At 25.8% G+C, this 14,018-nt stretch carries 17 protein-coding genes and 1 pseudogene; 7 read left to right on the forward strand and 11 right to left on the reverse strand.

Translation table 11 applies throughout. From position 1 onward, the window contains the following. Nucleotides 1–201 precede the first annotated feature (201 nt). Entirely contained in the window at nucleotides 202–1,623 is a 1,422-nt protein-coding gene (locus KQI30_RS15245; RefSeq protein WP_216464205.1) for a LysM peptidoglycan-binding domain-containing protein, read from the reverse strand. Nucleotides 1,624–1,899: 276 nt separating this feature from the next. On the opposite strand from KQI30_RS15245, the gene KQI30_RS15250 reads away from it, so the two are divergent. Further along, complete coding sequence (locus tag KQI30_RS15250; RefSeq protein ID WP_216464206.1) at nucleotides 1,900–2,283, forward strand: SatD family protein; 384 nt, start codon at nucleotides 1,900–1,902, stop codon at nucleotides 2,281–2,283. On the opposite strand, the gene KQI30_RS15255 is transcribed toward KQI30_RS15250, so the two are convergent. Together KQI30_RS15255 and KQI30_RS15260 are read right to left on the reverse strand one after the other, a co-directional pair. Next, nucleotides 2,266–3,057 (reverse strand): DUF3307 domain-containing protein, encoded by a 792-nt coding sequence (locus tag KQI30_RS15255; RefSeq protein ID WP_216464207.1) that lies wholly within the window; start codon nucleotides 3,055–3,057, stop codon nucleotides 2,266–2,268. The two genes, KQI30_RS15250 and KQI30_RS15255, sit on opposite strands and share 18 nt — an antisense overlap. A gap of 1 nt (nucleotide 3,058) precedes the next feature. Further along, complete coding sequence (locus KQI30_RS15260) at nucleotides 3,059–3,814, reverse strand: SatD family protein (protein WP_216464208.1); 756 nt, start codon at nucleotides 3,812–3,814, stop codon at nucleotides 3,059–3,061. 158 nt (nucleotides 3,815–3,972) lie between these two features. Between KQI30_RS15260 and KQI30_RS17425 the strand changes: the two genes are divergently transcribed. The 3 genes from KQI30_RS17425 (at nucleotide 3,973) to KQI30_RS15275 (ending at nucleotide 5,964) form a co-directional block, all read left to right on the forward strand. Then, nucleotides 3,973–5,292, forward strand: a complete 1,320-nt coding sequence (locus KQI30_RS17425) for a serine hydrolase (RefSeq protein ID WP_216464209.1) — start codon at nucleotides 3,973–3,975, stop codon at nucleotides 5,290–5,292. 12 nt (nucleotides 5,293–5,304) lie between these two features. Next, complete coding sequence (locus tag KQI30_RS15270; protein WP_216464210.1) at nucleotides 5,305–5,622, forward strand: DUF4176 domain-containing protein; 318 nt, start codon at nucleotides 5,305–5,307, stop codon at nucleotides 5,620–5,622. Between the two features lie 171 nt (nucleotides 5,623–5,793). Next, on the forward strand, nucleotides 5,794–5,964 hold the full coding sequence (locus KQI30_RS15275; RefSeq protein WP_216464211.1) for a hypothetical protein: 171 nt from the start codon (nucleotides 5,794–5,796) through the stop codon (nucleotides 5,962–5,964). 425 nt (nucleotides 5,965–6,389) lie between these two features. Here the strand turns inward: KQI30_RS15275 and KQI30_RS15280 are convergent, their stop codons facing one another. The 3 genes and pseudogenes from KQI30_RS15280 to KQI30_RS15290 form a co-directional block, all read right to left on the reverse strand. Next, a complete protein-coding gene (locus KQI30_RS15280) occupies nucleotides 6,390–6,557 on the reverse strand; it encodes a hypothetical protein (RefSeq protein ID WP_216464212.1) in 168 nt (55 codons plus the stop codon). Nucleotides 6,558–6,561: 4 nt separating this feature from the next. Next, nucleotides 6,562–6,855, reverse strand: a complete 294-nt coding sequence (locus KQI30_RS15285) for a hypothetical protein (protein WP_216464213.1) — start codon at nucleotides 6,853–6,855, stop codon at nucleotides 6,562–6,564. Nucleotides 6,856–7,229: 374 nt separating this feature from the next. Beyond that, nucleotides 7,230–7,526, reverse strand: a pseudogene (locus tag KQI30_RS15290) (DUF4261 domain-containing protein); the annotation flags it as partial. A 106-nt stretch (nucleotides 7,527–7,632) separates the two neighbouring features. Between KQI30_RS15290 and KQI30_RS15295 the strand changes: the two are divergent. Beyond that, a complete protein-coding gene (locus KQI30_RS15295; RefSeq protein WP_216464215.1) occupies nucleotides 7,633–8,076 on the forward strand; it encodes a hypothetical protein in 444 nt (147 codons plus the stop codon). A 126-nt stretch (nucleotides 8,077–8,202) separates the two neighbouring features. Here KQI30_RS15295 and KQI30_RS15300 read toward each other — a convergent pair whose 3' ends face one another. The 3 genes from KQI30_RS15300 to KQI30_RS15310 form a co-directional block, all read right to left on the reverse strand. Further along, a complete protein-coding gene (locus tag KQI30_RS15300) occupies nucleotides 8,203–8,376 on the reverse strand; it encodes a hypothetical protein (RefSeq protein WP_216464216.1) in 174 nt (57 codons plus the stop codon). Between the two features lie 909 nt (nucleotides 8,377–9,285). Continuing rightward, nucleotides 9,286–9,756: a DUF5104 domain-containing protein gene (locus KQI30_RS15305; protein WP_216464217.1), complete on the reverse strand. Its 471-nt coding sequence runs from the start codon at nucleotides 9,754–9,756 to the stop codon at nucleotides 9,286–9,288. Between the two features lie 4 nt (nucleotides 9,757–9,760). Next, complete coding sequence (locus KQI30_RS15310; protein WP_216464218.1) at nucleotides 9,761–9,910, reverse strand: hypothetical protein; 150 nt, start codon at nucleotides 9,908–9,910, stop codon at nucleotides 9,761–9,763. A gap of 215 nt (nucleotides 9,911–10,125) precedes the next feature. On the opposite strand from KQI30_RS15310, the gene KQI30_RS15315 reads away from it, so the two are divergent. Continuing rightward, a complete protein-coding gene (locus KQI30_RS15315) occupies nucleotides 10,126–10,872 on the forward strand; it encodes an ABC transporter ATP-binding protein (protein ID WP_216464219.1) in 747 nt (248 codons plus the stop codon). Then, nucleotides 10,841–12,349 (forward strand): hypothetical protein, encoded by a 1,509-nt coding sequence (locus KQI30_RS15320; protein ID WP_216464220.1) that lies wholly within the window; start codon nucleotides 10,841–10,843, stop codon nucleotides 12,347–12,349. The genes KQI30_RS15315 and KQI30_RS15320 overlap by 32 nt, the downstream gene beginning before the upstream one ends. 565 nt (nucleotides 12,350–12,914) lie before the next feature. Here the strand turns inward: KQI30_RS15320 and KQI30_RS15325 are convergent. Next, nucleotides 12,915–13,268, reverse strand: a complete 354-nt coding sequence (locus KQI30_RS15325) for an RloB family protein (protein ID WP_216464221.1) — start codon at nucleotides 13,266–13,268, stop codon at nucleotides 12,915–12,917. Then, entirely contained in the window at nucleotides 13,261–13,821 is a 561-nt protein-coding gene (locus KQI30_RS15330; protein ID WP_437177743.1) for an AAA family ATPase, read from the reverse strand. The genes KQI30_RS15325 and KQI30_RS15330 overlap by 8 nt, the downstream gene beginning before the upstream one ends. Nucleotides 13,822–14,018: the final 197 nt, after the last annotated feature.

Below are 14,018 nucleotides of genomic sequence, written 5' to 3' on the forward strand. Positions count from 1 at the left end.
CATGTAGTTTCTATAAGTGGAAACTCATATAGATTAAAAGATCATTTAAGACAAGAAGATAACTAAAAAACTACATTCTTAAATGATCAAAAAGTTACATTATTAAGTTGACATTTATATTCTATTTTGCTGAAAGAACTGCCGCACTCTAATCTCTAAGTTCTTTGTGCGACAGTCCCATATTTTTAACTTACTAATATCCTAGATTTTTAGCACTTGTCCTGGGTAAATTAAATCAGGATTAGATATACCATTTAATGTTGCTATAGATTCATAAGTGGTTCCGAATTTTGCTGCTATCCCACTTAAAGTATCTCCATTTTGTACTGTATAGGTTCTTACATTACTATGAGGAATTTTTAATACTTGTCCTGTATATATTAAATTTGGATTAGATATACCATTTAATGTTGCTATAGCCTTATAAGTGGTTCCGAATTTTGCTGCTATTCCACTCAAGGTATCACCATTTTGTACTGTATAAGTCTGATTACTACTATATGATGATGTTGTTGGTATCTTAAGCACTTGACCTGTATAAATTAAGTTTGGATTAGATATACCATTTAATGTTGCTATAGATTCATAAGTGGTTCCGAATTTTGCTGCTATCCCACTTAAAGTATCTCCATTTTGTACTGTATAGGTTCTTACATTACTATGAGGAATTTTTAATACTTGTCCTGTATATATTAAATTTGGATTAGATATACCATTTAATGTTGCTATAGCCTTATAAGTGGTTCCGAATTTTGCTGCTATTCCACTCAAGGTATCACCATTTTGTACTGTATAAGTCTGATTACTACTATATGATGATGTTGTTGGTATCTTAAGCACTTGACCTGTATAAATTAAGTTTGGATTAGATATACCATTTAATGTTGCTATAGCTTCATAAGTGGTTCCAAACTTTGCTGCTATTCCACTTAAAGTATCTCCACTTTGTACTGTATAATAATTATTGCTATCTACAGGTTGATTATTGTATACTACTTCTGGAATTGAAACCTTATCATCAAGTAAAATTTCATTTAAAAATACATTAAGATCACAATTTCCACTCACTCCAGATACTGCACCTGAAGAAGAGTATTGAAAACCAATCCACCTATTCCATACCCCATTATTTTGAGGAGTTGTTACTCCATACTCTGCTATCCAAAGTGGGTATTTATTTAAAGAAGCATTTATATTAGTTTTAGCAAAATTACTATAAGTGTATACCACTACTTCTTTATTTGTTAATCTTTTTACTTCTTCTAAAAATACTTTTGCTAAATTTGTTAATTCATTTCTATTCAGTCCGCCACTTACTTCTAAATCTAAGGCTAACCTACAATCAGGTTTTTTACCTTTCAATGCATTAACGAAATATAATGCTTGTGCTTTAGCATTACTTTCTGTAGATGGTCTAAAAAAATGATAAAACCCTACTAATAATCCTTGTGCCTTAGCAGCATTATAATTTGAATTTAAATAAGAATCTAAATAATAGTCTCCTTCTGTTGCTTTCATATAAACTACTTGAATTCCACTTTGTTTTACCTTTGCAAAATCTACTACACCTTGCCAGTTACTTATATCTATTCCACTTAAATTTCCTAAACTTCTGCTTTGCATAAATTTTCATCCTTTCTAAAATAGTGTTTATACTATATTTATATGAATCCAACTGCATACCTTGACATTAATAAAAATATTATTTGATATATAACTGCGAAATATTGGTTGTTTTTTTATTTGCTATTGTTTCACTACTAAGATTATCTTTCAAATAGTAACAACAATATTTCATATATCATATATTATTATAACGATAGAGTTAACAAATAAAACTTAACTTATGTACAGTTAAGTTTTATTCATTAACTTATTTAATTTATCATGGAGGAATTTATGTTATATATAGCTATGATTTGCGATATTAAGAATTCTAGAAACATAAATAATAGATTAGAAGTTCAACTACAATTAATTGATATGCTAAAAAAATGCAATAAGAAGTTTAAGGACTTTATAATATCTCCATTTATAATAACTATTGGTGATGAATGGCAAGGATTACTTAGTGAATATGCTTGTTATAATGATATAATAGACTTTTTTAAAGAAAACTTATCAGATAATATTGAATTTTACACTGCTATAGGATATGGAAAAGTATCTATAACTAACTTTGAACTCACAGTAAATCAACTAGATGGTGAAGCTTTCTATCTAGCTAGAAGAGCTATTCGATATTGTAAAAAACATAATTTAAATTTAGTAGCTCTGAAATAATAAATAAATTATTCTCCCACCTATTATAGCAATAATAAAACTTATAAAAGTACCAATAATGAAATACTCAGCAAAATTTTCGTCCTCTAACTTTTTAAATCTAGCTACAGATTTAACAGCTAGCACAAAACCAATAATTGATGGTTGATTTAATATCATAATTACTAATATAAACGTACGCTCTAATATTCCTATTATAAAACCACCATTCTTCGCTCCAGAATTCTTTATTCTATTATTTATAATAACTTCATCATTAAAAAACTTGTCCCTCTTACTTATATACTTAATTAATATTTTGATAAATATACCAGAAACATATGTAGATAATAAAAAAACTATTGCTATAAGAAGTATTTTACTAGTATTGTTAAATTCATAAGCAGAATTATCACTTCTCAAAAAAGATACTAAGATTACAACAATGTGTAACATTTGATCAATGAGAAATATCCATAAATTATCTTTAAAATCAGGAAAATATATTATGATGAATGACTTAATAAAGTCAATAATGAAATGTCCTATTGTAATTATAAACAATGAAAAAAATGGGACAGCTATATTATTATATACAGAATAACCCCCAACTATAAAAAATAAGCCTATGAAATGTACAAGTGTATGATAAAAATTTCCCTTCATCGATTTTACTATATCTGTTGATTTCTTTTTGTAGCTTGGAAATCTCAATTTCAATATAGTATCATTCTGAAAAAGAAAATCCATTAAAAAATGACATAGAATACAAAGTAAAATTAAATTAATATTCATATTACTTCTCCATCAACCTTTTCTCATATAACTTTAATAAATTTTTTATCATCTTATGATTATGGGTTATAAGAAAATAATTTGAACTATTAAGTTTTTGCGAGATACTTGGCTTAGAGGTATTTTTAAATTCCTTTACTATAGAATTATATGATCCATATTCTTTATATAATTTTATAATTTCTCTTTGCTTAATAGTTATTTTACTTTCTAAAACCTCATTATTTTCAATTAAAGTGTTTATCATATCATTTATAGAAACGTAATCTTCTTCTATTGTTAATGCCACTTCATCTAAGGAATCACATGAACTATACTCATTAAAATAACTTTTTATCCCCTTAAAGTAAAATCTATTTTCTTTTGCGCTCATATACTCATTATAAAATCTAGTACTACTTTTAGCGATTTTTAAAGCTTCTCTTGCAAAAACAAATGCTTCTCCATCCATTTCTCTTGTATCACTTGATATAGAAGTATCTATAGAGCCTATTCCTAATCCCCCATAACATTTTATTTCCTTTTCTTTTAAAAACACTTGAATTTCCTTAAAAATATCGTAACTCTCACTTATATCACTTAAAACTATTTGCCACTCATCACCAAGTGTCATAGTTATTGGTGCAACCAATATCTTCTGATATTTTTTGCTTATGGAAGTCAAATAAGTTTTTATATCATTTTGTATACTCTCTCTATCTTTTATATTTCTTGAATTCATAATATCCATATTAATAACACTATATAATCTACTCATTTCTTTCACCTCATCTATTTATTCTATTATATCAAAATGGAGGTTTTTAAAACAATATTCCAGTAAATATCAATTTATATTATAAAAGTAGAATATTGTAATTTATTATCATATATGGTAGAATTGTTAGCAGGCACATATAAAAAGGGGTGATACTTGTGAAAATTTGTATTAAATGCGATAAAAAATTTAATGACGACTATATTTTCTGTCCATTTTGTGGAAATGAGCTGCAAAATGATTTAGATGATATTAAGGATACTAATCAAATATCAATATATGAGTTAATGGAAAATGAAGAAGAAAGTGAAATTTCTGAAGGAGAAATTAGCTCTACTAATATGGAAAATACTAAGGAGATTGATGACTTGTTAAATATTAAAAATAATAATAAATCCAATACACTTTCTAAAAAAACTTTAAGTATAAAAAAATTAACTGCTCTAATAGCAATTTTACTGTTAATTACTGCTACTATTTCTATAGCAAATATTCTTCATGCCTCGCGAAAGATAGGTGTTCAAAGTAGTAAAGAAAATGTCACTAACAGCAAAAAAAATCTTCCATTGGCAAGCAAAAACAATACTAATAATTCTGAAGTTAAAGCCTATGATGTAAATAAAAATGTTTCTACAAATGTAAACACAAATAATTCTTCAAATTCAAAAGATACCGTAGTAAATACTAAGAAAAATACCGACTTACAGGACTCAATAAAAAATATAACTACTGAAAATTTTAGTAATATAACTAGTGATTATTCATTAGCTTTTAAAGATTTATCCTCTACAGATACACTTTCAATTAATAGCAAAAAAACTATATCTGCTAGTACAATCAAGATATATATTATGATTGAAGCATTTAATCAAGCAAAATTAGGAAATATAAATTTAGATGATACCATTGTTTTAGAAGAAAATATGAAGACTGGTGGTTCCGGAGTATTATCAAATGAGGAATCTGGTAAAACACTTACTATAAATGAGTTAATAACTCTAATGATGATTAAAAGTGATAATACTGCAGCTAATATTCTTATAGATAACTTAGGTATGGAAAATATTAATACATCTATAAAACAACTAGGCTGTACTGATACAGAACTAAATAGAAAAATGATGGATTCAAATGCAATTGAAAAAGGTATTGAAAATTATACTTCTGTAAATGACTTATGTCTAACTTTAGAAAAATTATATAACAAAAAGTGTATTGATGATCATTACGATAATCTAATGCTAGAAATAATGAATAAAAACGAAAACCACACAAAAATTCCAAAGCTATTGCCTGATACTGTATCAATTGCTAATAAGTCTGGAGAATACACAGGTATAGAAAATGATGCTGCAATTGTTACTACAGACAAAGAAACTTATGTACTTTGCATAACTACTAGTAAAGGCGGCAGTGGTTCACAAATAAATGCAATCAATAATACTTCTCTAGATATATACAATAAATTTATAGAATAAGGAGAAATACATATGGAAGATAAATTATTACCACTAGGTAGCGTAGTTACCTTGATTGGTACAAATGATAAAATTGTTATAATAGGCAGAGGCCCTGTAGAGCACATTGATAATACTGAACAATTTTTCGATTATGTAGGATGCTTATATCCTCAAGGAGTAAACCCAAATCAACAAATTGTTTTTAATAAAGAAGATATAAATAGAATAATTTTTACAGGCTATTCAGATGAAGAAGAAATTAAATTAAATAAGCTTTATTTAGAGTGGACAAGTACCTTAAATATACCAAAAGGTAGTATACATTATAAAAAAGCATCTTCATACTAAGAAATTAAACTATGTGAAGATACTTAATAAAAAAGTACTGAAGTGAAATCTCAGTACTTTTTTATTATTTTCTATTAATATTGTCTTCATAATCATCATAATTTGTGTCTATATTAATATGTTTATTTAAAATTACTTTAATGTTTTTGCATTTGTTTATAATCATAGTCAATGGAAAAAGTATCTGTAAAATCATTTTTATTTTTACCATATAGTAAAGCATCAATTGATGTTATTGTCCCATCATCTTTAAAAAGAATTTTGAAGTCACCAGAAATGTATAATTCTTTAGGTAATGGCACCGTTTTAGAAATATCACTAACGATGTCTATAATACAATAGATATTACATAATATTAACTATAAACGTACTTAAAATCTTATGCTTTTTAATATATATATTTGTACCTATTACATTATTTGTGATATATTAAAACTGTTAATATTTTTCATATAAGTATATTAGTTCAAGTAGTTATTTGAATATATTATGCTATATTGCTTCTAATCTCGTTGGATACATATGGATAAATGTTTGTTACTATAATTTTTTTTGAAAGGGATGAATACTGTTGATTAACTCACAAATATTAAAATTTATTATAGTTATTTTTTATTACTTTGGTATTGGTATTCTATTATCTTTTTTCTTTAGATGGATTGTCCGTAAATTAGAAATAGATGTGATTCTAGATAAAATATTTAAATATATTAAGAGTAAATGTGACAGCTTTAGATAGGTATATTACTGTAATATACCTTCATACATTAACTTTTACTATTCTTTTTTCTCTTAATAGTTTTCTGTATAAATTCTCTTAAAGCTGCACTAACTGTCTTTCCTTTATTATTTGCTATTACTTCAAATTCCTTATACTGCTGTAAATCAATAATAAAATGTACATGCTTTTCTTCACCTTTATTAAGTCTTCCCATATCCTTAAGCCTCTCTCTCTAATAACTCATATGGTAACACCTTTTCAAGGCACCAAATCTCTGCATCTATATCACTAATAGGTATTATTCTAGAACTACCAACAGTAACTATATCTCCTAACTTTTCAGCAAACCTCGTTTTAGGTCCACCACCTTCATATATATAGTATGTGTCTATAGCATTTTTATATAAAATTTCAAATTCATAATTAGCACTAAGGCTGCCATTTTTCCATGTTTCATATATTAACTTATCTCTTTCTGTATCAAATACTTGTCCTCTAATTTCTCTTCTCATATAACTCTCTCCCCTTATTATTTGATTGCGGAGGTCAAGGACCTCTATAATTCTTAGAATAGCGTTTAAACGTCTATTTTTTCTATAAAATCATCCTTTTCATAATCTCCTTATTCAAACCGCCACATAACTCTATGTTCATCTATAAGGATTTTAACTTACTTTCAAGTTTTACATTCTCTTTTTTATCTATCTATAATTCTTGCCGCATATACATTTTTTAAACATAAAATTGATAAAAATATTGAACATTTTTTCTACATGATGTGGTAAAACCAAAATTCAAAATGCACAAATAAACAAAGTCAAAGACATTCCTAATGGAATACTATCTTTGACTTCGTTACCTATAATATATTCAAATTATAATATTCTTAATACTCCCTATGACCAGCTGCATACTCATTCATCAATATATCAAGTACATCCCTAGATGGTTGAATAAGTGCACTTTCATAGTTACACTTCCATTGTACGCTCTTATCCATATATCCATCTACTACGCCATCCACTGTGTCGTTATTTTTAATCGGAGCATTATTAGCATATGTATATGAGAGAAGATTATATGCGTGATTAACTACCCAATTGGGATCCATCTTATGAAAATGATATTGCAAATCAGGTAAATATAAAACACTCATACCAAGAGTGTCCACTAACATATCATCTATTTACAAATTTATGTAATGAATTTATAATTATAGAAAAATATGTTTCAATTTAACTGCACTAATATCTTATCAATAACATAAATATTAGAATTAGAGGATGTGAATGGATTTGAAAAAAGAAAAAAAGGCACCTTGCCATTTATGGTTTATTGCAATATTCTTTATCTTTATATATGCAAATGGTGTTTATGATTATTTTATGATGCTAGGACATAATATGGACTACTACAATGCTAAAGGGTATGGCGAGGCTGTAGTACAGTATTTTACTGATTACCCAATTACATTTTTGCTCTTATATACAACTAATGTATTTACTGGACTTATAGCACCTATACTGCTTTTATTAAATAAAAAAATAGCTACTACTTTTGCATTAGTTTCTGCTATTTCTGATACACTATTACTTATCCTTACATTTTTATTTCGTAATCGCTTAAATGTTTTAGGAATGACTATTGCATTCTTTGATATTGGAATTGCTATAATTACATTTGGATTATATTTTTATTGCAATAAAATGAAGAGAAAAGATATTCTGCATTAAATCACAAACTGCTTAAGTAATAATATGTCTGAACAATTTAGGAATTATACTTTGAAACATGTCATGATAATCAAAGATGCTGTGTTAATATAGTTAGTTGATAAATATATTCGTAAAAACTGATCATTATGGTAACTTCATTATATCAGTGCCAATCACATAAGCACCAACCAGCATTTCACCAATTGCCACTCCTAAAAGAATACCAGAAAAAAAGTCTTTTACATTAGAGCCACCAAATATGTGTGAAAGTGCTAGTAAAGCAATTCCCATTACTATTAATAAAATTCCAAATAACAACTTTTTTTGCTTCTCTAGATTCGCCCCTACTACTCTAAGTAGTCGCTATGCTTATAAACTTTCTTTATTCTAAATAACAAAAAAGAATGATCATTAAAGACCATTCTTTATATAAAAAGGAAAAAGATTTGAAAAAATTTAACTATTATCATTAACTACAATTATAATATATCAATATATTGTGACAGGTCTATGACCACTACAAGAATTTTATATGAATTTTAAAACCTATAGTCAAACAAATACTGCTTGTAATAACATATTTTCTTACTATCACTGCTTCAAAGCAATGTATTATTAAATTCAATTTGTCTTTTTATAACAGTATAAAATATATGTATTGGATCTGCTTTAATTGATATAGAAAAAATATTTACGGTAAAATAAAAAATTGAAAGTAAGCGTCAAAAATTATTAATTAAAGCGTTAAACATCTCTGCTTGATTAAAACCATTATCTTCAGTAAAACCTCTGAATTTCTCTAAATCATCTTTTTTTAACCTAAAAGAAGATGATTTTAACTAATTACTCATAAAAATTGCCATTCTTTATTTATGTATTTGTATTACAATACAGTGTATTACGATTGTCATACATACAGTATAGCCTTTCTGATTTATAGGTACAATAGAGATTATACATTTTTAGGTAGGTGTTTTGTAGATAATAAGTATGTAATACATAAAATATGAAAGTAAGAATAGAAAGATGAGAAGATATTTTAGAGTAAAATGATGATAATATGGAATATACGTGACGTAAGTTTGCATTTAGAGTTATGAAAACATAAAAAAGACGGACATATTGCCCATCTTTTTTTATAGACGAATCTTTATATTTAAATGTAGTGCATAATTAAATTAATGTTTTATAGATTTCAATTGTTAAAATATAATTAATAACAAAACACTATTCTATATACTGGCCTATTGTACACTTTTCACCTGTTTCTGATTCTATTGTAATTTCTGATATACCTTCTTTATCAATATCATCTCTATAAACAATATAATAATAAACTTCAATTTTATACTGGTTATTAGTATCTGTTACAATGTTTTCAATACGTGGACTAATACGAAGATACTCTCTTTTTCCATCTCTAAAAGACTCACCACTTCCTAAAATCTTTACATCATAAGATTTTACTTTTCCATTGAAAAAATCTATAGCATCTTCTATTTCTTCATCAATATTTTCATTATCCAATGTCTTATTACAAAACATTTTTTTTAGTCCTTCATTATCACCATTCTCTAAATAATTTATTATCTTATCACAAGTTTTAATTCCTACTTTATCTGCATTAATAAATTTATCACAGCCATATAATATAGGTACTATAAAAATTATTAAAATTAAAATAACTATTTTTTTCATATAACTAATTTCTCCACCATATTAACCAAACCGTATGATCATCCTCATCAAAAATCATATAATCCTTCAACTTATCATTTTTACATACATTTTCCTTTAAAGAAGTAAACATATCTTCATGTCCACTAAAATCAATTGTTCCCAGTGACACCATATCATCAACCTTAGGATTACCGAAGTCAGGATTAAATCCAGTTATCCACCATTGTTCTTCATCTGGTGCCCAACAAAATATATTTTCAATGTCATCTTTATCATACTTTTTTAAAACATGATATGGTGTTATAGAAAAAAGTGGTATAATTTATAGTTGTGTACTTTTGTAAAAAAAGTATAAATAATTAATTGTTTGTAAAGGATGGTAGATATATGATTTCTATAAACAATGTAACCAAAAAGTATGGTGATTTTAAAGCTGTAGATAATTTAAATCTTACTATTAACGATGGTGATGTTGTAGCATTAGTAGGTCCTAATGGTGCTGGAAAGTCCAGTACAATTAATATGATTTTAGGAATTAATGAAATAACAGAAGGAGATATAAATATAAATGGTTTTTCTGTAGAAGAAGATTCAATTGAAAGAAAAAAGCAAATTGGATATGTTTCTGATGATGAAAATAAATTTTTAAAGTTAAAAGCTATTGAATATTTAAACTTTGTTTCAGATATGTATGGTATTTCAAAGTCTGAAAGACAAGAGCAGATATTAACTTTAAGCAAAAGATTTAGTATCGAAGATAGTTTAGATATTATGATGGATAAATTCTCAAAAGGCATGAAACAAAAAATAATGCTAATTGCATCACTAATTCATAAACCAAAAGTTTGGATTTTAGATGAGCCATTTACAGGATTAGATCCAGCAACATCATATGAATTAAAAACCTTTATGAGAGAATATGCAAATGAAGGGAATATAGTAGTTCTTTCATCACATATTTTAGATATAGTAGAAAACCTTTGTGATAAGGTGTTACTGATTAAAAAAGGGAAAAACCTATATTATGGAGATATATCACAATTGAAAGAAGAGTATGGCAATAAACATACTTTGGAAGAAATCTATATGGAGGTTTTTGAAAATGAAAAAGTTAATAGCTTTAGTAAAAAATGATTTTTCATTAGAATTTAATAGTTTTTTTTATGATGAAAAGAAAAAATTAATAAAGAAAACAGTAGCTGCAATTTTATTAATGATATTTATGACTTGTTCATTGGAAACTTCTTTAATTGTAGCCTTTGATTATTTTAAATCAAAAAACATGCAGTACTTAATTCTAAATATGATTATAATTTTAGAAATTTTCATAATAACTATATTAAGTATACGAAAAATATTAAACCATCTTTATTTAATCAGCGATTGGGATAAGCTTTTCATTTATCCTGTTAAAAATGGTATAATTTTATTATCAAAATTTATAACAATTTGTTATCAAAATCTTATTATATCCATAATATTTTTTATTCCTTTAATTACATATTGTTTATTAGATAGTTTAAAAGTAGGTTTAGTTATTTCACTACTTTTGATTTCTCTCATAATAGCAATTATCATACCAATATATATAATATTAATATCATTAACACTATTATGGCTAAAAACAATTATTAAAAAATCAAAAGTAAAATATAAGTATAAGAATCTATTTTTAATATATGACTTATTAGTAATTATATTATCTTATTTATTAATTCATTATATAAATAACTTTACAATAGTAATGACTATTTCATTATCAATTATTATTATAACATCCATCACTTTTTACTATATTGGTGGTAACTTATATTTTACTATAATGAAAAGTAATACTACATTTTTTAAATATAAAAAAGTAAAAAATATAGAACCTTCTAAATATTCTTTTAAACCTAATAATATTATAATATCAAATATTATTAGAGATATGAATTTAATAACTCGTACTCCAGTTCTTCGTGCAAACTGCATAATTGCTCCATTAGTTTTAACTGTTTTTTTAGTATGTCCTATGTACTTTTTAGCAAGTTCATTAAATGGAATAATAAATGATATTGGGTTAGTTAATATAGGTATATATTTAGGTATATATGTATGGTGTTTATGTATTAATATGCCCACAGCATCTACATCATTTTCAAGAGAAGGATCTGCACTAAAATTTTTTAAAATATATCCTATAAAAGCTAATAAATATGTATTATCAAAGTTATATGTGGCAATGATTAATTCTATTATTATATTCATTAGCTTTAGTATTTTAATTGGATTTGCATCAAATAATTTGAAAGATTTTATTATATTAGAAGTATTATTACTAAATTATTTGTTAACTATAAATATGGTTAATATAAAATTTGATGCTAAAAATTTCACTTCAAATTGGATAGATATTAAAGAATTATTTGATATCCAGAAGATTATGAAATCAATTTTACCAGGAAATATAGCTCTTCTTGTACTAGGAGCATATGCACTAATTGGAAATATATTTTTTCATTTTAAAGCCAATACCGAAGAAAGTTATTTTGCATTAGGCATAATTATCTTAGTTAATATCATTATTTGTGTTATTAGTTATAAAAAAACATTGAAAAATATTAGATAATATCTTATATGGTTTATAGCTAATTGTTTTATATAAAAAATGAATTGAGATATAAATATGAATTTAAAGTATTTGTAAAATAATCAAATATAAAAAAGTGATAAAAAGCATTAATTAAGGCGATGCTGCAAAACTAACTTTTTAGTTAGTTCTTACAATGAGATTATGACATGATGGATTTTGATCTTGTAGTAACTATTTTAAATCTATATCACGCCAACATGATTTTGTCACTTGTCTGCTTGAGTAAATTCATATACAAGCAACTTGTCCAAACTGTATCAGAAATTCATCTCTGTAGGTCTATAATAGGGCTGTCCAACTATATACAATCCAAGTGTCCACCCACCCTCCGCCCACTAAGGATTCTATATAGGTGTACATATATGAAATGATAGACAAGCCTATTTTATTAAATATCTTATTTAACGTAATCTTATTTTTTTCATAATAGGGGCTTGTTTATCTTTTTAGGATTTGGGGATATTTTGATAAGATATACTTAGTTTACATTTCATAATTATGATTATGTAAGCTAAGTTTTATTTTAAAATGATACCTATTTCTAAGTATCATTTCTTGTAACTTTAATTAATTCCTTAACCAAAATATCTACATTAGTTCCAGGATTCATTTTAGAATAGTTACTATTATTAACTTTATATTGATTACGTAATTTTTCACTACGTTCTATCGCAATATCTACATAATCTTTAGTTAAATCGAATATATTTTTTATATTTTTATCATAGCATCCGTTATTTATACTCTTAAAGTGTTTATTTAAATTAGTAATATATTGATCCCTAGATATAGTAGCATTTAAAGTTTGAAAATGTAGCAACAACCATAATTCAAACCTTTCATTAGACCATGCTACTTTTATACCATTGTCTTCTGCTCTCTTTAATCTACTCATTATTAATTTCTCCAATAATATCAAATTCGTTTAAAATTGGTATAGCACCATATCTACCAGCAAGATAATCTTTATTATAGCTAGCATCATTTCTTACTTTCTTATCACCAATTTTATATTCTGCTAATGAATATAATGTAGCTACAGATTCACTATCCTTTTCTACAAACCATATTTGATCTCTTCTAAAAATATCCTTATTTAGAGTATATTCATCATGAGCAGTATAAATTAATTGAGCCCCTTTCTTATTTGTATCTTCACTATGAAACATTGTTAATATATATTTGATTAATAGTGGATGTAACTTTGCATCTAATTCATCTATGAAAATTGGCATTCCATCTTCAAGAGCATCTCTAAATAATCCATACATAGCAAACATTTTTTGAGTTCCACTAGATTCTTCATAAAAAGGTATTTCAACTAATTCATCACTATTATTCATCTTATGAGAGGAATAAATTTTATACTTACCACCTTCACTTTCTATATCTTGTTTTTCTACTCTAATATCTACAATATTTATATCAATTGCATTTAAAAATCTCACAATATCCTTTTGATATTCTCTATTTTCTATATTTGAAGGTAAGCGTCAAAGTTTTGGTACCTTTTATCAATTTAAAAAATATATTAAAATATCCCGGTAGGGCGATTTAAAGCCCTATCGGGATTTATTTATTTCTTGATTTTGACTTTTAGATTGTCAGGAAGATTATTTGCCCAAGGCATTAGATTTTCTAAAGC

Origin of the sequence: Clostridium bornimense (genome assembly GCF_018917145.1) — a bacterium.
Lineage (GTDB): Bacteria > Bacillota > Clostridia > Clostridiales > Clostridiaceae > Clostridium_AN > Clostridium_AN bornimense_A.